The 24675-nt window shown below is 38.4% G+C and carries 16 protein-coding genes and 1 riboswitch; of the genes, 1 reads left to right on the top strand and 15 read right to left on the bottom strand.

Going from position 1 to position 24675, the window contains the following annotated elements; all coding sequences use genetic code 11:
* Positions 1-93: 93 nt before the first annotated feature.
* From ACZLXV_RS04255 to uvrA, 7 genes are all read right to left on the bottom strand, one after another.
* Complete coding sequence (locus ACZLXV_RS04255) at positions 94-2541, bottom strand: ATP-dependent Clp protease ATP-binding subunit (RefSeq protein WP_482382595.1); 2448 nt, start codon at positions 2539-2541, stop codon at positions 94-96.
* A 24-nt stretch (positions 2542-2565) separates the two neighbouring features.
* A complete protein-coding gene (locus ACZLXV_RS04250) occupies positions 2566-3903 on the bottom strand; it encodes a cohesin domain-containing protein (RefSeq protein WP_482382594.1) in 1338 nt (445 codons plus the stop codon).
* Positions 3904-3932: 29 nt separating this feature from the next.
* Positions 3933-6143 carry an SH3 domain-containing protein gene (locus ACZLXV_RS04245; RefSeq protein WP_482382593.1) on the bottom strand — a complete coding sequence of 737 codons (2211 nt, stop codon included), beginning with the start codon at positions 6141-6143 and terminating at the stop codon, positions 3933-3935.
* Between the two features lie 134 nt (positions 6144-6277).
* Positions 6278-7156, bottom strand: a complete 879-nt coding sequence (gene hslO, locus ACZLXV_RS04240; RefSeq protein WP_482382592.1) for an Hsp33 family molecular chaperone HslO — start codon at positions 7154-7156, stop codon at positions 6278-6280.
* A 64-nt stretch (positions 7157-7220) separates the two neighbouring features.
* Positions 7221-7985, bottom strand: coding sequence for a class I SAM-dependent DNA methyltransferase (locus ACZLXV_RS04235; protein ID WP_482382591.1), 765 nt, complete (start codon positions 7983-7985; stop codon positions 7221-7223).
* Positions 7986-8292: 307 nt separating this feature from the next.
* Complete coding sequence (gene yfbR / locus ACZLXV_RS04230; protein WP_482382590.1) at positions 8293-8889, bottom strand: 5'-deoxynucleotidase; 597 nt, start codon at positions 8887-8889, stop codon at positions 8293-8295.
* A 51-nt stretch (positions 8890-8940) separates the two neighbouring features.
* A complete protein-coding gene (uvrA, locus tag ACZLXV_RS04225; protein ID WP_482382589.1) occupies positions 8941-11784 on the bottom strand; it encodes an excinuclease ABC subunit UvrA in 2844 nt (947 codons plus the stop codon).
* A 192-nt stretch (positions 11785-11976) separates the two neighbouring features.
* Between uvrA and ACZLXV_RS04220 the strand changes: the two genes are divergently transcribed.
* Positions 11977-13905 (top strand): GGDEF domain-containing protein, encoded by a 1929-nt coding sequence (locus tag ACZLXV_RS04220; RefSeq protein WP_482382588.1) that lies wholly within the window; start codon positions 11977-11979, stop codon positions 13903-13905.
* 72 nt (positions 13906-13977) lie between these two features.
* Here ACZLXV_RS04220 and ACZLXV_RS04215 read toward each other — a convergent pair whose 3' ends face one another.
* The 8 genes from ACZLXV_RS04215 to metK form a co-directional block, all read right to left on the bottom strand.
* Positions 13978-16074, bottom strand: coding sequence for a methyl-accepting chemotaxis protein (locus ACZLXV_RS04215; RefSeq protein WP_482382587.1), 2097 nt, complete (start codon positions 16072-16074; stop codon positions 13978-13980).
* A 56-nt stretch (positions 16075-16130) separates the two neighbouring features.
* Positions 16131-17030, bottom strand: a complete 900-nt coding sequence (locus ACZLXV_RS04210; RefSeq protein ID WP_482382586.1) for an alpha/beta hydrolase — start codon at positions 17028-17030, stop codon at positions 16131-16133.
* Positions 17031-17122: 92 nt separating this feature from the next.
* Entirely contained in the window at positions 17123-17917 is a 795-nt protein-coding gene (locus ACZLXV_RS04205) for an ABC transporter ATP-binding protein (RefSeq protein WP_482382585.1), read from the bottom strand.
* Positions 17911-18867, bottom strand: a complete 957-nt coding sequence (locus ACZLXV_RS04200) for an ABC transporter permease (RefSeq protein WP_482382584.1) — start codon at positions 18865-18867, stop codon at positions 17911-17913. Before ACZLXV_RS04200 ends, ACZLXV_RS04205 begins: the two co-directional genes overlap by 7 nt.
* Before the next feature lie 143 nt (positions 18868-19010).
* Positions 19011-19301, bottom strand: coding sequence for a hypothetical protein (locus ACZLXV_RS04195; RefSeq protein WP_482382583.1), 291 nt, complete (start codon positions 19299-19301; stop codon positions 19011-19013).
* An 8-nt stretch (positions 19302-19309) separates the two neighbouring features.
* Complete coding sequence (locus ACZLXV_RS04190) at positions 19310-21457, bottom strand: glycoside hydrolase family 13 protein (protein ID WP_482382582.1); 2148 nt, start codon at positions 21455-21457, stop codon at positions 19310-19312.
* 75 nt (positions 21458-21532) lie between these two features.
* Entirely contained in the window at positions 21533-22972 is a 1440-nt protein-coding gene (locus ACZLXV_RS04185) for a CCA tRNA nucleotidyltransferase (protein ID WP_482382617.1), read from the bottom strand.
* 172 nt (positions 22973-23144) lie between these two features.
* Entirely contained in the window at positions 23145-24332 is a 1188-nt protein-coding gene (gene metK / locus ACZLXV_RS04180) for a methionine adenosyltransferase (RefSeq protein ID WP_482382581.1), read from the bottom strand.
* A 152-nt stretch (positions 24333-24484) separates the two neighbouring features.
* Positions 24485-24580, bottom strand: a riboswitch (SAM riboswitch).
* Positions 24581-24675: the final 95 nt, after the last annotated feature.

The following is a 24675-nucleotide window of genomic DNA, read 5'->3' as shown; positions in this document are numbered from 1 at the left end:
TTTATTTATCTTTAGAATATCACATATTGTCACATTTTGCAAAAAATAAGTAAAATTTTTCTGCATTTTTCAGCAATTTTTTTACTGTTCTTTTTACTTTACAGCTATTGTAATTTTCTTCGCATCTTTATCGTAATCAACCACAACATCATCCCCTGCTTTTATCTCGTCTGAAAGAAGCTTATCTGCAAGAAGATCCTCTATCTGCGTCTGTATTGCTCTCCTTATCGGTCTTGCTCCATAGTTTTTGTCAAAACCGCTCTCTGCTATATGCTCTATTGCCGATTCGGAAACATCAAGTTTTATATGCATCTGCGCATTTGTTCTCTTGTCAAGGCTCTTCAAAAAGATTTTTACTATCTCTTTCAAATCATCCTTAGTAAGCATATGGAATACCAGAACTTCATCAATTCTGTTGATAAACTCCGGTTTAAAAATTCTCTTAACTTCTTCCATAACACTGTCTTTCATCTTATTGTAATCGGCTTCTTCACTTTCATCCGTTCCAAAGCCAAGATGTTTAGGTGCAACTATTCTCTGCGCACCGGCGTTGGATGTCATTATGATAATGGTATTCTTAAAGCTAATCTTTCTTCCCTGTGCATCTGTCACATGACCGTCCTCAAGAATCTGAAGCAGAATGTTAAATACATCAGGATGTGCCTTTTCAATCTCATCAAAAAGTATAACGGAATACGGATGTCTCCTTACCTTTTCACTGAGCTGGCCGCCCTCTTCATATCCGACATATCCCGGAGGTGAACCAATCATTTTTGAAACGCTGTGTTTCTCCATGTACTCGGACATATCAACTCTGATAATCTCATTTTCCTTGCCAAATACAGCTTCGGCAAGTGCCTTTGAAAGTTCTGTTTTTCCTACTCCTGTAGGTCCTAAAAATAGAAATGAACCTATAGGTCTGTCAGGGTCTTTAAGTCCTACCCTGCCTCTTCGTACTGCCTTTGAAACTGCCTCTACCGCTTCTTTTTGTCCAACTACTCTCTCATGTAAAATCTGTTCAAGCTTCTTAAGTCTTTCAGTTTCTGCCTCCTGAAGCTTCTGAACCGGAATTTTTGTCCAATCTGCGATAACTGCCGCAATGTCATTGTCATCAACACATATGCTCTGTTTCTTCCGCTCGTTTTCAATTTTTTTGTGTATGCTGTCAATCTTTTCAGCAGCTTCTGCCTGTCTCTTTTTTAATTCTCCTGCAAGCTTGTAATCTTCACTGCGTATGGCATCTTCCTTTTCTTTTTCCCACTTTAATATATTTTCCTCAAGTTCTCTGAGTTCAGGTGTAGCAAGATACTTGCTTAAACTTACTCTCGCACATGCCTCGTCAATCACATCGATGGCCTTATCGGGAAGAAATCTGTCATTGACATAACGCTCTGACATTTTGACTGCTGATACTACAGCACTGTCACTTATCTCTACACCGTGATGCTCCTCATATCGCTCTTTGAGTCCGTATAATATAGCAATTGTTTCCTCGGTGTCAGGTTCATTTACATCAACCGGCTGAAAACGACGCTCCAATGCCGCATCTTTTTCTATATATTTGCGGTACTCTTCTAAAGTTGTAGCACCTATAAGCTGCAACTCGCCTCTGGCAAGTGAAGGCTTTAATATGTTGGCAGCATCCAATGCGCCCTCTGCCCCACCTGCGCCAATGATTGTGTGTATCTCATCAATAAAAAGAAGAACATTTCCTGACTGTGTAACCTCTTTTATTGCCCTTTTTATTCTCTCTTCAAACTCACCTCTGTATTTTGAACCTGCAACCATACCTGAAAGGTCAAGTGTGAGAACTTTCTTATCCTTTATAATATCAGGTACATCACCAACGGCTATCTTTTGTGCAAGCCCTTCAACTACAGCTGTCTTACCTACTCCCGGTTCTCCAACAAGACATGGATTGTTCTTTGTCCTTCTGCTTAATATTTCTATAAGTCTTGTAATCTCACGGTCTCTTCCTATAACTGGGTCAAGTCTGCCCTCTTTAGCATACTCTGTGAGATTTCTGCTGTACTGGTCAAGAACAGGAGTCGCAGATTTTCCTCTTCTGCCCTTCTGCATCATATATTCATTTTTGGCACTGTTGACATCCTGACCTGTTGCCGTAAGTAAATCCACATAAAGCTTTTGAACATTTATTCCTCTTGTATTAAGCAGTCTTACCCCAAGACAGTCTGTCTCTTTCAATAATGCTATAAGCAGATGCTCTGTTCCTGCCTGGCTTGCGCCAAGTCTCTCGGCTTCACTTATGCTGTTCTCAATAATTTTCTTTGCTCTCGGTGTATACTGAGGTCTGTCTGCCACCGCTACATTTCCGTCAGCCTCAAGCATTTCCTCTATAAGAATGCTCAGTTTTTCTTCCTCAACGCCGTTTTCGCGCATTACTTCAGATGCAACACCCTTAGTCTTTACAAGAGCAATAAGCAGATGCTCTGTTCCAACATAATTGTGTCCGAATGATTTTGCAACATTTAACGAATTATCAAGTGCTTTTGACGCACTTTTCGTAAACTTGTTTCGCATATATTCAAAAATCCTCCATTTTATTTAATCTCTTTTCCAATAATGAGTGACATTGCTTTCCTCTTCTTCAAACAAATTCTCCTGAACCGGATTTTCATTTTCTTTTACATCTTCACTCTCAACTGTCTCTTTGTATGAAAATTCATGTTCTGCCACTTCTTTTTCTATCTCGGTCTGCCCGACTTTTTCAGGTACTTTCCCACTATTACCAAAATCATCATACATATCTATAATATTATTATTTTCACGATAATGCAAATAGATTGTGAGCATACCAATCAACATAAGCAGACATATTATTACCATTATTGCAACAACATACTTCATGGTTTTTATTTTAGTCTCATATATCGAGTCGGAACCTACGACTGTATTTCCCATCGAACCTTTATACCAGGATTTTACCTTATCATATTGCATAAAACTGTCGTTTTCTGTATCGTACAGATAAAACTGCGGCTCCTGCCTTCCTTTTTTACAATAAATCAATACATATGTATGATCAATATCATTTTCAGTTGCATATGCCGTTATAACATGACCGCTCAAAACAATCTCGGTTTTCCCGAATCCGGCAGGTATGATTTTTTCATCTTTTACTTCGGTAACTACATACTCATCATAGCAATGAATTGTCGTGACGCTGTTTTGGTATGTAGCTGTAACACTCTTATCTGTTTTCTTATCCGATATATCATCTGTCTTATTTTTATTATTGTTTTTCTTTGTTTTCTTCTTAGGCTTTGCAGTAGCTGCTGCCGTCGGAACTACAGTTGCCTGTGGACTTTCCACATCCGGAGTTTCAGGAGGTTGCCGCATGTCTTTCTTATCTCCGTCTTTTGGCGGCTGTGGCTTTGCAGTAGATTTAACGTCAGGCTTTTTTGCTGCCTTTGCAGTCTTTTTTACCATAATATTTAATGTATCGGATGATACCGACATCTTTGACGAATCCTCCGAACTGTAAACCGCACACGGCTGTTTAAGTTCTATCGAGGTAGAACCTGTCTTTCTTGCAACAAATTTCACCGAATACTTTAATGTATTTACTCCGCTTTCTCTTCCCGTGTCTGATATTTGGAATTTATCATCATTTCCGTTTGCAACACTTCCACCCGTAATATATTGAAGGACTCTGCTGTCATATGTAAAGTATCCTTCAAAACCACTCATTGTATCAGAAGAATTCACCGTAATAATCACATATACAATATCACCTTTTACAACCTGTTTTTCTGATGACTGAATTGATACTTCGGCACTTGATGCACTCGCATTATAGCTTTTTATGCTCCATAAAAGCACAAATGTAAAAAGCATACATGTATATTTTAATACCTTTTTTAAATAGAAATCACTTTGCAATTATCTTCCTCCCTTTACAAGGTACAACATCATTTTCTGGTAACGACAATTTTATATTTTCTGGTATTTCCGCTTTCAGATTTGACTTTTACATAAAATGTGTTTTCTCCAACTACCAGATTTTTAACTCCTGTTCCTGTCAGGGTTGAATACTTACTTACCTTTGTCGCACAAATTTTTACACTTGCAACGCTGTTGTTCACGGTAAGAGTATAAGTTTTTGTACCATTATCGCCAAGTACAAATTTGGAATCAAATGCATAACCTTTTATATAGAGTGTCTTTAAATAGTTATTTGGATTTTTTCCGCCTGAAGGCACATCACAAGGTTTATCCGGCATTTTTTCATACACGGGTATCGAAAATACCATCGGCATTTTTTTGTCTATTGCACCGTAAGCTGCTACTGTCTTAGTTGCTTCATTGTTAGGCGCCTCTATATTTCCCATATACTGATGATTATATCTGTTTTTTGAAGTTACATTAAATTTTTCAAGATATAATGTATTCTGTCCTATATTTATATAATTTTTTCCGATATACTGCGCACCGCCTACTATCGACTTGTATCTGTTATTCCATGGGCGAAGATATGTACTTCCTGTTTTTGCCCATTTTAGTCCGTTCGCAACGGCACCTCCCGCAACAACACTGTTATTTGCACCGATATTGTAGAAATTATATATACCCTTATATCCCGCTACCGTACCTGATACGGAATTACTCATTTTTGTAGAGCTTACAACAACTTCCTGTTTTACCCTTGATGCAAGATGGTACGGGCTGACTTTTGATTTTTTTGCTGCCGTCATAAATGTCTTTGAATATTTGACACTGACACTCTTTCCGTTGCTCGTATATTTATATTTCTTATTGTGCATCGGTGTATTATTTAAAATATTTTCAACACCGCTCTTTGTCTGACTGTCACTTTGATACTCAAGACTTTCAAACTGAAAAATCCCTCTCTCATCAAGGAAATTTCTCGGGTCCATATAATATTTGACTGCCTTTTTTGATGCCGTAACCCATGTACTTCCATCGTAAGGTATGTACTTGTCAGTTTTCCAGTTATATGCTTTTGACGCTGTAGACTTCCATGCATATGATTTATTTACACTAAGCAGATTTAATCCTACTTTCGATTCATTTTTTATGACATCCGACCATTTAAGCCCTGTCTTATACGGCTTAAAATGCCAATACGGATATTTTTCATGAAGATTGGCAAGCTCTGTTATATAATCATCCGGAAAGCCTGCTTTCTTCAAACTTTTTTTAAATTCTGCTGTCGTTTCAGGTTCACTTGACGGTGTCTGTGTCTCCTCCGGTTCTTTCGTCGGTTCTTCTGTTTTCTCCGGCTTTGTTGTCTTTGTAGGTGTCTCCGTCTGTGAAGGTGTTGCAGTTGCCTTTGAAACAGCGTTTTCATCTCGTACCAGCTGAAAATAAACACTGTCTGCTTGAACATAACCTTTATATGTAGTTTTTGCCGAGATAACCTTTATATAAAAATATTTTTTTTCATTAAAAAATTTCTGTGATGTTATGACAAACTGCGCTCCTTTTTGTATGAGCACTAATTTTCCCGATGAATTTAAAACAGCAGTCCTTTTTGAAGGATTCGCATATAAAGTCAGTGCCGTACTGCTTTTTGACATTCCCGGAAGTCCCGTTCCGTATGTAATATCCACCGAATCAGCTTCTATATATCCCTTATAAGTTGTGCCGTCATATTTAAATGAAGCATAATACCATCTTTTTTTCTCTGCATATTTTTCAGAATATACCCTTACTTTCCTTTTTACAGGTAGTTTTATCTTTTCTTTATCATGCTTTATATACACTTTCGCAGTATTCATGTTTTTTCTGACATATACTTCAGATACAATATATCCTGCTATGGAAGAATATGTTTTTCCTGTCTTGAATTTAAGATATTTCCTGTTTACATAACCGCTTAAATTCTTACTGTTCTGTTTAAATTTTATGTGGTACCAGCTGCCGTTTTTTCCCACGACCGTAACTCTCTGCCCGTCAGACAAAACAACTCCAGTGCCACCATATTTGAGTTTAGAATAATATGTTCCGGGACCTGTCCTGACGTTAAGATACCCTTTTACACTTACTACACCTATACCCTCTGCATGCAATTTTTCATGTCTTGCTGTCATGCCGAACATAAAAATAACAGAAAATATCATAATCACTGCAAATACATATTTTTTCTTCTTGAAAGACATTTAAACATTATCTCCTTTATTCACATTTTGGTATATTATGTATTAGGTTAAAAAGGTATTTTGCCCCTAACTGATGCCACAGACTGCTCCATTGCACCATATTATAATACATCAATGTGTCATTTCGTTGCTTATCAGTTCATAAATGTTTTCAGCTGCTCTGTATCAAATTTATAATGTGAACCACAGAACTGGCAGTTTACTTCAATCGGTTTACCGTCGTCTATCATCTCCTGCAAATCTTTCTTTCCGATACTTGCTATTGCTTTAGATACCCTCTCAACAGAACAGTTGCATTTATACTGTGTAGGTATTGTCTCAAGAATTTCTACATCCATGCCATCAAGCACATAACCTAAAATATCCTCAGGAGTCATGCCTTTGTCGAGCATATCTGTAACTGAATGAACCTCACCGAGTCGCGCCTCAAGTTTATCTATAACTTCATCATCCGTATCCGGCATAACCTGAATAATAAAACCACCCGCCTGACGCACATGATTGTCCTTATCCATAAGTACACCGAGACCAACCGAAGACGGTACCTGCTCAGATGTTGCAAAATAATATGTCAAATCTTCCGCTATCTCTCCTGATACAAGATGTGTCTGTCCGTTGTACGGTTCTCTGAGTCCAATGTCCTTTATAACATTTAAAAATCCCGGGCCAAGTGCACCTGAAACGTCAAGTTTTCCCTGTGCATTTGGAGGAAGTATTACATTTGGATTGTTTACATATCCCTTTACATCCGCATTTGAATCTGCTGTAACCGTAATTCCGCCTATAGGACCGCCACACTCAATCTGAAGTGTAAGCACATCCTTTTCACCCTTCATCATGCTTCCCATCATTGAAGCAGCAGTGAGCAGTCTGCCTATTGCAGCTGTTGCAACCGGACTTGTATTATGAATCTCTCTTGCCTTCTCAACAATATCCCTGCTTGTAACCGCAAATGCTCTAAGCTGATGGTCTGCAGCTGTTGCTCTAACTATATAATCTTTATATTCACTCATTGTTATTCTCCGTTTCTTTTCTGTTTTATTTTAGATTTTATTTTGTTTGCAAAATATTTTATTTTCAATTTTTTTCCGGTCTCTGTGCCACAAAATAAATTCTCTCACTGTCATCTTTTGCCGCATTTTCGGTAAAAGCATCATAGACCTCAAGACATGTAAGACCCGCCTTTTCAAGACAATCCTTTACTAATTTAATATCATATGCCCTCTGATGATGTATCTCTTCCGACCTCTCAAAAAGGTCATTTTCATCATCAATAAGACTGTATATCGTAAGAAGATATTCATTGATACCGGTATCTTTGTGGAATTCGTTTTCCCAGATAAAACTTGCATCCTCTCTGTTTTCCGCTATAGTCCTGCTGCCAAGTATATCATTATAAAAATGTCTTGTTTTCATATCAAAAATAAAAACACCGTTATAATCAAGGAATATTTTTATCTTCTCAAATACTTTAAGCAGCTCTTTCTCGTCCGTGATATAATTCATTCCGTCACAAACACATACCATAGCTGCGGCTGTTCCGTAAAGGTCAAGTTCACGCATATCCTGATTTAAAAACAGAATATTGTCATCCGTATATTTCTGTCTCGCCACATCCAGCATTTCATATGATATATCTATTCCAATCATGTCGTACCCGTCATCTGCAAGCAGCTTTGTCATCGTACCCGTACCACATGCAAGCTCCGTTACTATTCCCTTTTCCACTCCATACTTTATCAGCAGTTTATGAAGATAATCATGCCATTGCTCATATGGAATATTGTCCATAAACTCGTCATAAACATAGGCAAATTCTCCATATATTTCGTTCTGTTCCATAATTTCTCCATTTCCGCATATTTGCAAGCAAATCTGCTACTTGTCGGTGTTTGGCGGGTCAAACCACCAGATAGCAATTTGTATGTAAACATACATTGCTATCTGCTTTTGACCCTTGCATCATAAATAATGCTTCTATATGTTAGCATAACATGACATTATGTGCAAATCCGTATAAATCCATTTTATGATGCAATTTTCACAATCCGTGGCATTAGTTGTGTTCAAAATACATTTTGAACACAACATCATTTTATATAACTATATAATATAAAACAGAGATGTACACCATCTCTGTTTATATAAATCAATTTAATTCATCCAATGTCTTTTCGTACTCGGGCACAAACTTTTTACAGAAAATGTCAGCTTCATCACACCCAAAATTTTTTATTGCTTTATATGTTGACTCTTTTGCATGATTAAACTCCCTGTTTCCTGTCTTTTCTTCTTCTATGCACTTTATCAGTGCCGATATTTTATCTGCCGCCTTTACAAGTTTCATAACTGAAACATCATCCTTAGGCAGCAGATACTTTTCATACTCAGACACCATATCATCCGGAAGCCTGTCAAGAAGATTTCTCGCTGCCGTTTCCTCAATCTCCTTGTAAGCATCTTTTATGTCAGCATTGTAATACTTAACAGGTGTCGGCATATCTCCTGTAATAATCTCCGTACAATCATGATACAGCGCAAGCATTGCGATATGTTCCGCATCATAATCCTTATCAAGCATACAATTGCCGATAACCGCAAGTGCATGGGCAATCACGGCTGTTTCAAGAGAATGTTCACAGACATTTTCACGGAGTGAATTGCGCATCAAAGCCCATCTCTCAATGTATTTCATTCTCGATATCATAGCAAAAAATGAGTTATCACTCTTATTTTTATCACCCATACAACCGCCTCCTTATATAAATAAACTTATGACCCCGGCTAAAATACAAAACTACTTTTCAAGCATCTTCTTAATATACTGTCCCGTATAAGACTTTCTGCTCTTTGCAACCTTTTCGGGTGTTCCTTTTGCTATAACGGTTCCGCCTTTCGCACCACCCTCTGGTCCAAGGTCAATTATATAATCTGCTGTCTTAATGACATCAAGATTATGTTCTATAACTATAACCGTGTTTCCGTTTTCGGTAAGCCTTCTCAATATATCCACAAGCTTGTGTACATCTGCAAAATGAAGTCCCGTAGTAGGCTCATCAAGCACATACACTGTTTTTCCCGTGCTTCTCTTGCTAAGCTCAGTTGCAAGTTTAATTCGCTGTGCCTCTCCACCGGAAAGTGTAGTAGACGGCTGGCCAAGCTTTATATAAGAAAGTCCTACCTCATAAAGCGTCTCTATCTTTCTTCTTATAGCAGGTACTGCCTCAAAGAATGTAAGTGCTTCTTCTACTGTCATATCAAGCACATCATATATACTCTTTCCCTTATAATTTACATCAAGTGTCTCTCTGTTGTATCTCTTTCCTCCGCAAACTTCACACGGCACATACACATCCGGCAGGAAGTTCATCTCTATCTTGATAATTCCGTCACCGTGGCAGTTCTCACATCTTCCGCCTTTTACATTAAAACTAAAGCGTCCTTTCTTGTATCCTTTTGCTTTTGCATCAGGTGTAGCCGCAAACAAATCTCTTATCATATCAAACACACCTGTATATGTTGCAGGGTTTGAACGTGGTGTTCGTCCAATAGGAGACTGGTCTATATTTATAACTTTATCAAGCTGTTCAAGACCTTCTACCCCATCGCAGAGTCCCGGAATTGTCCTTGCTCTGTTCAGCTGTTTCGCCATTGATTTGTAAAGTATCTCATTGACAAGTGAACTCTTTCCTGAACCTGAAACACCGGTAACACAAGTCATTATTCCTGTTGGAAATTCAACATCAATATTTTTAAGATTGTTCTCTCTTGCACCTTTTACTTTAATCCAGCCTGTAGGCTCTTTTCTGACATCAGGAACAGGTATCTTTTTTCTGCCACTCAGATAGTCCCCTGTTATCGACTCCTTACACGCCATAATATCTTCCGCAGTTCCTGTGGCAATAACCTTTCCGCCATGTGAACCTGCTCCAGGGCCTATATCAACTATATAGTCCGCTGCAAACATAGTATCTTCATCATGCTCGACAACTATAAGTGTATTGCCGAGATTTTTTAATTTCATAAGTGCACCGAGAAGTTTGTCATTGTCCCGCTGGTGAAGTCCTATACTCGGCTCATCAAGAATATAGGCAACTCCTACAAGTCCCGAACCTATCTGTGTCGCAAGCCTGATTCGCTGTGCCTCACCACCGGAAAGACTTGCCGTATATCTCGAGAGTGAGAGATATTCAAGACCAACCTCAACAAGAAATCCAACTCTCGCTTTTATTTCTTTAAGCACAACCTTTCCGATGTTTAACTGATTCTGCGTAAGTTCAAGGTTATCAAGATAATTTTTAAGGTCTATTATGGAAAGTTCCGTAATCTGAGCAATATTTTTATCTCCAACCGTAACGGCAAGTGCCTCCGGACGAAGTCTCTTTCCTTTACATGCCTTACACGGAGTTATACGCATAAAACTTTCATATTCTTTCCTGGTGCTCTCAGATGCCGTTTCTCTGTATCTTCTCTCAACGTTTTTGATAATGCCTTCAAAAGTAACATCATAGACACCCACGCCACGCTGTCCTCTGTAATGTACCACAACACTTTTCCCATCAGTTCCGTGCATAAGCATATGTCTGATTTCTTTTGGCAGATCCTGATAAGGTGTATTAAGGTCAAATTTGTATTCCTCGGCAAGTGCATCAAGAACACATCTCGCATAGCTTGTCTTGTTTGTAACCGACTGCCATCCGTTTACAACAAGTGCCCCATCTGCAATACTTAAAGACGGATCAGGTATCATAAGTTCCTCGGCAAATTCCATCTTATATCCGATACCATGGCAGACTTCACACGCACCAAACGGATTGTTAAAAGAAAATGTTCTCGGCTCAATCTCGTCTATGCTTATGCCACAGTCCGCACACGAAAAACTCTGGCTGAACTTAAGCTGTTCTTTTCCCGGAATGTCAACAATAAGCAGTCCATCCGAAAGTCTCATAACATTTTCGATGGAATCGGTAAGTCTCTTTTCAATACCGTCCCTCACAACAAGTCTGTCAACCATAATTTCTATGTTATGTTTTTTGTTTTTTTCAAGCTTAATCTCCTCAGACAAATCATAAATATGACCGTCAACGACAACTCTTACATAACCGCTTTTTCTTGCACTTTCAAAGACCTTTACATGTTCTCCTTTTCTTCCTCTCACAACCGGCGCAAGAAGCTGCAGTCTCGTACCTGTCTCCAGTTTCATAATCTCATCACATATCTGGTCTACGGTCTGCCTTTTAATCTCCTTTCCGCACTTCGGGCAATGCGGAACTCCGACTCTGGCATATAAAAGTCTGAAATAATCATATATTTCAGTCACTGTACCGACAGTCGAACGTGGATTTCTGTTTGTGGACTTCTGGTCAATCGATATAGCCGGCGGCAGTCCCTCTATTCTTTCAACATTCGGCTTTTCCATAAGCCCAAGAAACTGTCTCGCATATGATGAAAGTGACTCCATATATCTTCTCTGCCCTTCGGCATAAATAGTATCAAAAGCAAGTGATGACTTTCCCGAACCGCTGAGTCCCGTGAGCACCACGAACTCATCTCTCGGAATATCTACATCTATATCTTTAAGATTGTGCTCTGCTGCTTTTCTAATCTTTATATATTTCTTAACTTCTTCATATTTTGCCATAAAAACCTCCGATGTTTTATCTTATCTATCTTTTTCATATCTTAACATCTATTATTCACTTTTTCAAGTACATATGTTCGCAATCCGTGGTATCATAATATTACCCAAATATATAGTTGCAGTTCTTACCTTTTTTTATTATAATAAATTACAATTATTTTAATATTATTTTGTCAGGAAAGGGCGTGAAACATGTTAAGTCGCGATACTCGTATCATTGCTGTATGCTGTGCGGCGATTGATACAAATTACAACAAACATTACATGCGGTATTTTACCGAATTTGCCGACAAATACAACTTCAAATTACTTTATTTCCGTGCTTTCAGTGACTTATACATGTCAGCCAGCGGCGGAAAACACGATATAGGTGAAAGCTGTATTTATAACCTTATAAATTATAATATTATTGATGGCATGATTATTTTATCAGAAACTATAAAATGTCCTTCTATCAGGGACAATATTATTTCACATGCAAAGCATAATAATATTCCTATAGTTTCCATAGACCACCCAATCGACGGATGCTACAACATAAACTACAACTACCGGGCTGCACTTGAAAAAATTTTATTGCATCTGTTGGAAGACCATCACTATACCAGAATCAATTTTATTGCCGGCATAAAAGGCAATCATTTTTCAGACGAACGTATTGATATTTACAAGAAAGTGCTGTCAGAGCACAACATTCCCATCGAGGAAGAACGCATAGGTTACGGTGGTTTTTGGAGTACACCTACCAAAAAGGTTATCAATGACTTTATAAACAGTGACCTTCCTATGCCACAGGCTATTGCCTGTGCAAATGATGTTATGGCTATCACCGCCTATCACTCACTTACGGAAGCCGGATATGACCTTCCGCACGATATTGCCATCACGGGATTTGACGGCATAATTCAGGCAGTTGACCATTTTCCGCCTATCACAACGGCACAGCACGACTATAAAAGTGCCGCAATAAAAGCATTTGACTTATTACAGGATATTTTTAACAACAGAGAAGTTCCTAAAGAAAACTATATAAATTCAAATGTGCTGATTGGCGGTTCATGTGGCTGTGTTCATACAAGTGCACGAAAATACAACAGTCTTGTATACAATCTGAATAATAAATTCGATGAGCAGATACATTTCAATCAAAATCAGATAAATATGTCAGCCGATTTAAACGATAACAATTCCTTTCAAGCTGTATTCGAGAAACTTATGCACTATGAAAAGAATTTTTTCAGTCATCGTTTCTGGCTTTGTATTGTCGACAATTTCCTCACGGAAGACGAAGAATTATCTGACATTCTCGACGAGAGAGTTTCAAAACGGTTTGGATATTCAAGCCATATGGATGTCGTTCTCTCAAAACATGATAAGGTCTGGCAGGGCATGACTGATTTTGAAACTTTAAATCTTCTTCCAAATCTTGAACAGGCTCTCGAAGAAGAAAATAACATCATGTTCGTTCCTCTGCATGCTCTCGACCATACAATAGGCTATGTCGCTCTTGTCTATGAACCTGATAAAATCAATATGGAACAGCTCTATCAGTTTGTTATGAATGTGAGCAATTCACTTGAGACAATGAAGGTTCACCAAAGACAGCAGAGCATTATATCAAGTCTTGAGAACAAATATATACACGACCCTCTTACAGGTCTTTTAAACAGACGCGGTTTTTACCAGAAAGTATTGCCGCTTTTCAATAAGTGTATAGCAGAACAAAAACATTTTATTGCTATATCAGTTGACCTGAATGGTTTAAAAAAGATAAACGACACCTATGGTCATTCAGACGGAGACATTGCTATTTCGGCAATAGGAAATATACTCATGCAATCCTGCACTCATGATGAAACATGTGCACGATTTGGCGGTGACGAATTTGTTATGGCTGGACCACTTGCCGATGGTCTTGATAATGATTATTTTTCAGATAAACTTCACCATAACATGAATATTTTCAATGAAGTACATAATTACCCATATAATATCAGTGCAAGTATCGGTGTTATCACAGGTATTCCAACACATGATATTTCTCTTGATGATTTCATAAAAGCTGCCGATGAAGAAATGTATAAAGATAAAGCTATTCATCATCAGCTAAGAAAAGATTAAAAAAAAGACTGTCGCTTTTGACAGTCTTTTTTTATTACTTATCGTTGTTTATTATGTCCTGATTACCCATAACTATATGCTGCTATTTACATACTCTCTTATGACATTGTCATCCTCCGGCATCTGACAGCCTACAATATAAATTCCATCATTTTCAGAACAACGTATAACCTTACCTTCAAGAATATTGTGTTTTGGCAAATCAAAATCTTCAATCTCAATTGTTATCTTTGCATCTTTGTTTTCTTTAAAGTATGAATCCTCAGTAAGCAATGCGAAACCATTAGCACTAATATTGTCAAGTCTTGCATCTATTACTTTTCCTGAACTCTGAATAGTAATCTTACATTTGTTATTTATGTCCATACGAGGATATTTTCTTCTGTTTTTTATCTTCGGTCTTGATGCTACAGTAATTTCAAATGTATTGTTATTTCTGTCCTTAACATTCTTTATGCTTGCTGTCTTCCACATATACAGGACATTTCCAACTGTTACCTGAAGTGTGCATAAAGTATCTTTAGATATATCCCTTGACTTAGAAAGCTTCACAACAACTTTATCACCATTTTGTTCCAATACATCACCGTGAAGTATATCTGTATCTTTTTCATTTTCAGAATTCAGTATGGAAACCTGAACTTTCATGCCCGGCTGTATATCTTCAATGCCCATGAATCCGCCTATGCCAAGTTCGCACATAAGAGCCTCAACAACTTTTTCAATATCGTTTATGTTCGTCATCGATTCTTCATATTTGCTCAGCATGCGTCCACTCATTTCATTTGAATAAGAAATGCAGTTTGTCATATCCGTAACAATCTGTGACACATTATCCATATTTTCAACAAGCTGATGATTTGAATTCTCCACTTCCTTAATGGCTGTATCAATCTCCTGAATATGATTTTCAATCTGCCTTGAGTCATCATTTATCTTTTCTACATTCTTTCCGGTTTTAGATACTTTCTTAAATGTTTCCTGAACCAGTTTTATTGTTTCTTCCATAGAATTTGTCATCTTATCCGATGTTTTCTGAAGTCTTATAAGCGCCTCTTCTATCTGTCCTGATGATGACTGTGTTTCCGTACTGAGTGAACTTATCTGCTGTGCAACAACACCAAAACCTCTTCCTGCTTCGCCTGCTCTTGCAGCTTCAATTGACGCATTTAATGCAAGGAGTGCTGTCTGCTCCGTGATTTCCTCTATCTTTCCGGTTTCAAGTTTAACTCTGTCAAATTCTTCTTTGAAGTTTTCAAGTATTTTACCTATCTCTGAAGATAAATCAGTCATGGCATGAGTAGTTTCCACAAGGCTTGTAAGGTCGTCTGAACTGTTCTTTGCATGCTCTCCCGATTCTGCCGTCAATACAACCATCTGCTCTATCATCTGTGCGACATGCTTTACCTGTGAACTTATGTCTGTAGTCATATCTACGGATGATGACGTTGTATCCTCAAGCCTGCCGTTATTATCAGTAAGTGTAGTCATTCCATCGACAACTACATTCGCACTGTGTGTATTTTCAACAGATATTTCTCTTACAACAGAAACACCGCTCATAATTGAATTGCTCGCTGTCTTAACTTTTTCTACAGTTGTAATAACTCGCTGCAAATCCGCCCTTATGCTGTTTGTCATGGCACCGTCCGACTCATTGAGATGGTGGATTGACATGACATAACAAATATAGCAGAGAATAATAGCTGATAATTCAAGCTGATAATTTTTCATGTCTGCCGCTGAATTGTAGCCGCACATAACATGATACACGGAACTTATTATTATAATAATCGAATTTACAACACCACAGTAAATCATAAATTTACGATTTTTGTAAAGTACCAAAAGGCTTGTAACCGGAAGTATGTACGTAAATGCTATCGGCGACTCTGTTGTACTGATAACAAACGTATAAAAAATACCGTAACCTATAACAAGGTTGTATTTATACATATCTGTTTCCCAACCCTTTACTCTGAGTAAAATTTCTCCTGAAATTATCGGTATCCAGCAAAGTGCCAGAAATGCAGCATAATACAACGGCGAGTTAAGTCCATTAGCTACATCAGAACCATAGTTGGCTGAAAGAAGAATGGCAAATACAAACCATATTCTTCTTGCCTTTCTGTTTGCTTTTTCTTTAAAAACATTTTCATCATAATTCATAAAACCTCACCTCCGTATATCTAAATCCGATATATTATAAAATTTTCAACCGAATTTTATTTCTCCTCGCAATGTCTGAAAAAATTTGACATTTTCCTGATTGTCTCAATACTTTCTTTAAGATTTGGTTCAAACACGCTGAATGCATGTGTCAGTTCAGGCTTTTTCTCAAAACAAATCAGCTTGTGATATTTATTATTTCTCTTAAGTGCTTTTGTAAAATTGATAGTATAATGTTTTAAGTTATCTTTTTTGCTTGTGACAAGAAAACATGGCGGCAATGCATTTATCAGCTCCGTATTTTCCGGATTCACATATTTTGCATAACTGCTTTTTTTATAATCTCTGCCGTAAAGATACTTTGGCAGGAACAGTCCGAGTTTATCAAATCTGTTTGTATAAAACATTCCGCTTATAAGGCCGAGTGCCTTTATATCTATCGATGCCGCCTTGACTTTAGCAGCCATCGCCAACGGTCTGCACTTTATCATTGCAGCGGTATATGTGAGCAGACATGCCCCACCGCTGTCACCTGCCGCAAAAATCCTTTCTTTATCTCCGTCATATTTTGGAATGTTTTTATCTATAAAATCAAATGCTCTCGACAAATCTTCACACTGGTCATAAAACATACATTCAGGCACAAGACGATATTCAACACTAAATACAACATATCCCAATTTGCACAAATTGGCACAGAAATATCTGTTAAACTCCTTACTGCCAAGAATCAGTCCGCCTCCATGAACATTTATGATAACCGGAAGCTTTTTGTCTCCTGATTTTTTAGGTCTGTATATATCCAGCCTGTGTGCTTTGTCCCCATCATCAAGATATGATATATCTTTAATCTCCGAAACATCATCCGGAAATATAAGTCTTTTTTCTCTCTCCTTCTGCTCCTTAAAAAAATCATTCCTCTGCTTGTAAAAAATATCCGTAATACTATGACTCATATGTATGCTCCCGCCTGTTTGTCTTAATTTATAGTTATAATTAAAGTGGGATATCACCCTGACACGATGACATCCCTACCCTAATAACATCTTTACCCTAACAGTGCTTTATCATTTGAAAATTCCTCACCGCTTACTTCCTCAAATTTCTGAAGAAGATCCTCAACAGTAAGTTTTTTCTTTTCTTCTCCCTTAATATCAAGTATAACTTGTCCCTCATTCATCATAATAAGACGGTTCCCATGTACAATTGCATCCCTCATATTATGTGTAACCATCATTGCCGTAAGATGGTTTTCAGCAATTATCTTGTCTGATAATGCAAGAACTTTCGCTGCCGTCTTAGGATCAAGTGCTGCCGTGTGCTCGTCAAGAAGCAGAAGCTTCGGCTTTTTGATTGTCGCCATGAGAAGAGTAAGTGCCTGTCTCTGCCCTCCTGACAACAGTCCAACTTTTGAAGTCATTCTGTCCTCAAGACCAAGGTCAAGTTTTGCAAGCATCTCTCTGTATTTTTTCTTTTCTGACTTTGTGACTCCCCATCTGAGCCCTCTCTTCTGACCCCTTCTTGCAGCAAGTGCAAGATTTTCAATAATCTCCATTGTCGCTGCCGTTCCATTCATAGGGTCCTGAAAAACTCTGCCAAGATACGGTGCTCTCTTGTGCTCTGAAAGTCCGGTCATATCGACACCGTCAATAACGATACTTCCAACATCTATCGGCCATACACCGGCGATAGCATTAAGCACGGTAGATTTTCCTGCTCCGTTACCACCTATAACAGTAACGAAATCACCATCTTCAAGTTTTAAATTCACACCATTTAAAGCCCTTTTCTCATTTATCGTACCCAGATTAAATGTTTTATGTACACTATTTAATTCTAACATTTTCCGGCACCTCCCTTTGCAGCTTTTCTATATGAATTTTTAGCTTTTCCTCTCAGATATGGAACTGCAAGGAATATTGCCACTACCATAGCAGAGAACATCTTCATATCAATTGTAGGAAGACCAAGCCACAATACAAACTGAATAACAATATAATAAATTATGCTTCCGACAGCAACAAATGCAAGTCTTCCGCTGAAATTAAGTTTCTTTCCGAAAATTGCCTCGCCAAGTACCTCTCCGATAATAACTGATGCAAGACCGATAACGATTGAGCCTCTTCCCATATTAACGTCAAAGTTTCCCTGATACTGAGAAAGAAGACCTCCCGCAAATCCTACAAGACCGTTAGAAAATACAAGTGCAATAACCTTTGCAACATTTGTGTTTATTCCCTGAGCTCTTGACATATTAGGATTGCATCCTGTCGCTCTGATTGTAAAACCGAGTTCTGTTCCAAAGAACCAATACATAAGAGCTATGACAACTGCCAGTATTATAACTACTGTAACTATTGCAGCCGGATTGTCACGTCCTGAAACTACAAGATTATACATATCTACATTTACTGCCTGATTTGCTTTTCCTTCTGAGATATTCAGATTTATGGAATACAGGGAAAGCTGTGTCAGAATACCCGCCAGTATGTCAGGTATTCCAAGAACCGTATGCAGTACGCCCGTAATAAGTCCCGCAAGCATACCTGCAACAAATGCAACTGCAACCGCCGCAACCGGATTCCATCCTTTCAAAATAAGCATAACCGTAACAACACCACCTGTTGCCATGGTTCCGTCAACCGTAAGATCGGCAAAGTCAAGTATCTTAAAAGTCAAAAACACTCCTATCGCCATAATTCCCCAGATAAGTCCCTGGGCTACAGAACCGGGTAATGCACGGACAAGTGCTGTAATGTCCTGCGCACATACCACTGGAATTAAACTGTACATTTTTCTCCTCCGTTCCGTCGGTTTATATTGTCCGACACTTTATATTCCGTTTGGATTCTTGTAATTCTTAACAAAAATCTAATAGATTTATTATATTATAATTATTATTATAAAAGCAATGAAAATGTATAGAATTTGTATTTTTATTTTTTATTTTTTTCATCATCTTCATTGTCTTTTTCTATTGTATCACCTGTTGCTATCGTTGTTCCCCTCTTCACACCGCCTATAGAGGCACCTCCTACATAATAATCCTTCTGCGGTTTCGGCGAAACAGTCTCCTGAACATCTGCACTGTATGCACTTTCAAGTCCCCATTTTCCGTGTCTTTCCACAATAAAATAATGGGCAATCATTGCAAATGCAATAATAATTACAACAGTAATAACCGTTTTTCTTCCTCTGCCATGCATCCACTCTCTGATTTTTCTCATATTTATCTTTATCCCATGCTTTCTATATCTTTAAGAATCATTCCTGACATCGGAGGACATTCAACATGAATGTTTCCATTCACAACAGGATAAACTTTCGCCTCGTCAGAATATCCGTCCCTGCTGCTTATCATAAGTCTTGCCATACGGGTCTCCTGAATAATTCCAAGTCTCCATACAGGTACATCCGCTTCTCTGACTTCATCGCTGCTGTTTATCATAACAACTATCTTGTCATTATCATCAAATCTTCCATATCCTATAAGTTTGTACTGACCTTTCAGAAATATAATAGAACCTGTCTTAAACACCTGATAATCTTTGTGTATTCTTATAAGCTGTCTGTGAAACTCTATAAGTTCCTGATCTTCTCTTCCCCAAGGATATGTTCTTCTGTTGTCAGGGTCAGTCCATCCGCACAATCCGGCTTCGTCACCATAATATATCGTAGGTGCACCCGGCCATGTCATCTGTATCATAACACCAAGTCTGAAAAGAGCCTTATCTACTCCCTCATCTGCTGCCTGTGGTCCCACACTTGCTGTTCTGCCGACACGATGATTTGTTCTTGTCATAAACCTTGAATGGTCATGATTTGAAAGTTCGTTCATGGCAACCTGAAGCGACTGGGTATTAAATCTTGTCATATAATTTCGCATAGAGCCAAAGAATGCATCTGCGTTGCCGAGAAGATCTTCCCTGTATTCATCACTGTGTTTTTCAACACCGGTTAAAAACCATGTGATCGGCTCCATAAACGCATCATAGTTCATAACCGTATCCCACTGATCACCTCTGAGCCAGTCTGTCGGGTCTCCGTAATGCTCTGCCAGAACGATTGCCTCAGGATTTGCCTCCTTGACATTTCTTCTGAACTCTCTCCAGAAATAATGATTGTACTCCTGTGACTGTCCAAGGTCGGCTGCCACATCAAGTCTCCAGCCGTCAACATTATAAGGAGGTGAAACCCATTTTCTTGCAACATGCATTATATAATCAAATAAAAGCGGTGAATCTTCATAATTTAATTTTGGAAGTGTATCGTGTCCCCACCATCCGTCATAGTGATAATTGTAAGGCCACATATCCTCATTGAATTTAAAAAATGTTCTGTATGGGCTCTCACCAGATACATAGGCACCCTTTTCATAACCCTTAGCACCTTCGTATATACACTCTCTGTCAAGCCATTTGTTGAATGAACCACAGTGATTGAAAACTCCGTCAAGAATAACTTTCATTCCCCTTTTGTGAACTTCCTCTACAAATTCCGCAAAAAACTTGTTGCTTGCCTCAAGATTTTCCTTGTCCGTAACTCTGCACACATATTTTGTCGCATATTTATTCGGATAAGTTCCGTCACATAAAAGCTGCCCCTGTTCATTCCTCTGTAATACTTCACCCTCATCTTTCACTATTTTACCAAAATGCGGGTCTATATAATCATAATCCTGAATATCGTATTTATGATTTGACGGTGATACAAAAATCGGATTGAAATAAATGGCATCAACACCTAATCCCTGCAAATAATCAAGTTTCTGCCATACTCCGGCTATGTCACCGCCGTAAAATTCCCTTACACCCATAGATGCCGGATATTTAAACCAGTCATCTACTTTGTCAGTTCCCTCACCGATATAGACATACTCATCCTTTTCTACATCATTTGTCTTGTCACCATTGTAAAAACGGTCAACATATATCTGGTAAAAAACAGCACCCTTAGCCCAATCCGGTGTATGAAACGATGGTGTTATCGTAAAATTATAATAAGGTTCTACTCCGCTGCACACTCCGACACTATTGTAATAACACACAATTCTGCCGCTTGTAACTTCAAAATAGTAATCTATCATTTTGTCAGAAAGTTCAATAGTGCTCTCATAGTAATCAAACATTCTATCATTATAGACTTTTTCCATATCTACACGTGTATCTCCGCAGACAACCAGAACTACCTTATCAATATTTTCCCTGCCGGTTCTAAACCTTATCTTAACACTCTCACCTGCCTCCGGCTCAGGCGGCATACGATACCTGTCAGTGCCGTCACTAAAAAGTGCCTGTGGGTTAAATATTGTTGTAAGATTGTCGATAAAAAGCTGTGTTTTCATAGCTTTTGTCATCTTCGCAAGCCTTACATTCATATCCATAATAATCCTCCACTCTTATAATGCAATCGCATAATATGATGATGAGTTCAAAAGTTATTTTGCCCCATCATAATTTTATAAAGAAAAATCATCCATTGTCTTTAAATATTCCAATAAGTTTTCTTTTGTATTTGCTTCCGGCTCATCTAAAACCTTATCAAGCATTTTTTTTAAAATTTCTCCCATATTCGGGCCGGGTTTCACTCCTGCCGCTATCAGATCAGCCCCAGTCAGTGCCAGTTCCTTTATTGATAAAGGCTGCGCATTCTGCGTAATATATTCAAATCTTTCAACTCCTGAATTTATCTTTGAAAGTTTTTCCTCTAACATCTTATCACTCTGTGACAACACATCTGCATATTCAACAAGAAAAAGCATATCCATAATATCCGCACCTATCTTTGATACAGCACGCCTGAATGCCTTACTGCTGTCCTCAATACGATAGTCATGAAACTTTACAAGCCTGCATACTTTTGATATTGACTCGTTGTCAAATGTAAGCCTTCTCATAATCTTTTTTGCCATCTTTTCGCTCTCCTGCGGATGACCGTAAAAGTGACCTGTTCCATCACCGTCAATCGTCATGACAACAGGCTTTGCAATATCATGTAACAGCATTGCCATACAAAGAATCGTGTGCTGTTTTTTGTTCATTTTCTTTGCAATTTTCTTCGCTGTAATCATTACTTCCTCAGGCACTTTATCATACATTTTTCTGTCTGAGGTCACTTCAAAGAAACAATTCATGATTTCAATACCATGTATACTGTGCTCTCCGACAGTATATACATGATGCGGATTCTTTTGCTCTGTCACCATCGCTTTGTCAAGTTCCGGCAGGAAATATCGTGTCATGCCCGTGCTGTATGCATCTCTTAATCTGCCCGCCTCTTTTGCCACAAGCAGTTTCGTAAGCTCAACCCTGATTCTTTCCGCACTTATATTTTCAAGTCTGTCTGCTCTTTGGACTATTGCATTTCTTGTCTCTTCCTCTATCTCAAATCCAAGCTGCCCGGCAAATCTCACTGCTCTTAACATTCTTAATGCATCCTCGTCAAACCTCTGTCCCGCATCACCGACACATCTTATTATACCATCTTTAAGGTCTTTAATACCCTCAAATTCGTCAACAAGACCTCTTTTATCGTTGTATGCCATGGCATTTATGGTAAAATCACGCCGTTCAAGGTCAAGTTTTAAGTTGTCGGTAAATTCCACCTTCTTCGGGTGCCTGTTGTCCTCATATTCCCCATCTATCCGGTATGTCGTCACTTCATAGCCGATGTGGTCAAGCATTACAGTAACCGTTCCATGCTGTATTCCGGTATCTATCGTTTTCTTAAAAAGCTGTTTAATCTCCAGCGGTTTGGCAGAAGTGGTGATATCCCAGTCCTGTGGTTTTCTTTCCAAAAGAGTGTCCCTGACGCATCCCCCAACTGCATATGCTTCATATCCTGCCTGTTCAAGTTTACTAATAATATATGAAACATTTTTCGGTAATATCATCTTCAATTTCATCTCACCTCACAAACATATATACTATAATACCTAAAAATGCCTGTTTTGACAAATTTTAAAATAAAAAAAATCAGGGTACGCATATTAAAACAAATTTAAACATACATCCCCTGATTACAATACACTGTATTTTAGTGATAAGTCACTTTATTTAATTTATTAAAAATTATAAGTATTTCTTCAACACGTCAACCTTATCAAGCTGCTCCCATGGAAGTTTTAAATCATTGCGTCCAAAATGACCATATGCTGCTGTCTGCTTATAAATCGGTCTTCTAAGGTCGAGCATCTTAATAATTCCTGCCGGACGGAGGTCAAAGTTTTCTCTGATTATCTCCACAAGCTTCTCATCAGAGATTTTGCCTGTTCCAAATGTGTCAACCATTACAGATGTAGGCTGTGCAACTCCGATAGCATACGAAAGCTGGATTTCGCATTTATCCGCAAGACCTGCTGCAACAATATTCTTAGCAACATAACGTGCTGCGTATGCTGCTGAACGGTCAACCTTTGTGCAGTCTTTTCCTGAGAATGCTCCACCGCCGTGACGTGCATATCCACCGTATGTGTCTACAATAATCTTACGTCCTGTAAGTCCGCTGTCACCGTTTGGTCCACCGATTACAAAACGCCCTGTAGGATTGATAAAATATTTTGTTCTCTCATTTGTAAGATCCTTTGGCACTACAGGGTCAATTACATATTTTCGGATATCTTCATGAATCTGTTCCTGTGAAACCTCAGCGGCATGCTGTGATGATATAACTACTGCATTTACATGAACAGGCTTTCCGTTCTCATCATATTCAACAGTAACCTGACTTTTTCCATCTGCACGAAGATACGGAAGTGTTCCATTCTTACGCACTTCTGTGAGTTTCTTTGTGAGTTTGTGAGCAAGTGAAATCGGATAAGGCATATACTCTTCCGTCTCATTTGTGGCATAACCAAACATCATACCCTGGTCACCTGCACCAATTGCCTCAAGTTCCTCATCCGTCATCTGATTTTCTTTTGCTTCAAGTGCCTTGTCAACACCCATTGCAATATCTTCTGACTGTGAATCGAGAAGTACATTCACTTTACATGTATCACAATTAAATCCCTTCTCATCAGAATCATATCCGATTTCTCTGATTGTCTCTCTTGCAATCTTCTCATAGTCAACTTTTGCTTTTGTAGTAATCTCACCCATGATAAGCACGTAGTCAGTTGTAATTGCTGTCTCACAAGCAACACGGCTCATAGGGTCCTGATCCATAAGTGCGTCAAGAATTGCATCCGAAATGTTGTCGCTTATTTTGTCAGGATGTCCTTCAGTTACCGATTCAGATGTAAATAATCTTTTCTCCATCGTATCCTCTTTTCTGCACTGCTTTGCGCTTTCAGTCGATATCAGGCAGTGCTAAGATATCAACTGTACTCTTAATCTGAGGAACAAGACAAATCTTCCTTACGAAAAAAAGCCCATCGACACAACTCGATGGACTTGATATATCTCAACTCCTCTTATTGTTCGATTTCTCGCTTAGATTGGCACCTTCCTATATGGGGTTGCCGTGGTTTCACAGAGCCTTCACTCTCCGCCACTCGGAATAAGAGTATTATATTTTTTCAAAAACATCTATATGATACAACATATATCATATATCGTCAACAACTATTCTGTATTTTTTGCTTCTTTTTAAAATTGTACA

Source organism: Butyribacter sp., assembly GCF_056818865.1.
The sequence above is the reverse complement of the archived record's forward strand: the minus strand, read 5'-3'. Positions and strand labels throughout refer to the sequence as shown.

Bases quoted from the DNA above. Each gene is read 5' to 3' on its own strand.
- ACZLXV_RS04255 (WP_482382595.1), bottom strand. From the start codon at position 2,541: ATGCGAAACAAGTTTACGAAAAGTGCGTCAAAAGCACTTGATAATTCG.
- ACZLXV_RS04245 (WP_482382593.1), bottom strand. From the start codon at position 6,143: ATGTCTTTCAAGAAGAAAAAATATGTATTTGCAGTGATTATGATATTT.
- hslO (WP_482382592.1), bottom strand. From the start codon at position 7,156: ATGAGTGAATATAAAGATTATATAGTTAGAGCAACAGCTGCAGACCAT.
- ACZLXV_RS04235 (WP_482382591.1), bottom strand. From the start codon at position 7,985: ATGGAACAGAACGAAATATATGGAGAATTTGCCTATGTTTATGACGAG.
- yfbR (WP_482382590.1), bottom strand. From the start codon at position 8,889: ATGGGTGATAAAAATAAGAGTGATAACTCATTTTTTGCTATGATATCG.
- uvrA (WP_482382589.1), bottom strand. From the start codon at position 11,784: ATGGCAAAATATGAAGAAGTTAAGAAATATATAAAGATTAGAAAAGCA.
- ACZLXV_RS04220 (WP_482382588.1), top strand. From the start codon at position 11,977: ATGTTAAGTCGCGATACTCGTATCATTGCTGTATGCTGTGCGGCGATT.
- ACZLXV_RS04215 (WP_482382587.1), bottom strand. From the start codon at position 16,074: ATGAATTATGATGAAAATGTTTTTAAAGAAAAAGCAAACAGAAAGGCA.
- ACZLXV_RS04210 (WP_482382586.1), bottom strand. From the start codon at position 17,030: ATGAGTCATAGTATTACGGATATTTTTTACAAGCAGAGGAATGATTTT.
- ACZLXV_RS04205 (WP_482382585.1), bottom strand. From the start codon at position 17,917: ATGTTAGAATTAAATAGTGTACATAAAACATTTAATCTGGGTACGATA.
- ACZLXV_RS04200 (WP_482382584.1), bottom strand. From the start codon at position 18,867: ATGTACAGTTTAATTCCAGTGGTATGTGCGCAGGACATTACAGCACTT.
- ACZLXV_RS04195 (WP_482382583.1), bottom strand. From the start codon at position 19,301: ATGAGAAAAATCAGAGAGTGGATGCATGGCAGAGGAAGAAAAACGGTT.
- ACZLXV_RS04190 (WP_482382582.1), bottom strand. From the start codon at position 21,457: ATGGATATGAATGTAAGGCTTGCGAAGATGACAAAAGCTATGAAAACA.
- metK (WP_482382581.1), bottom strand. From the start codon at position 24,332: ATGGAGAAAAGATTATTTACATCTGAATCGGTAACTGAAGGACATCCT.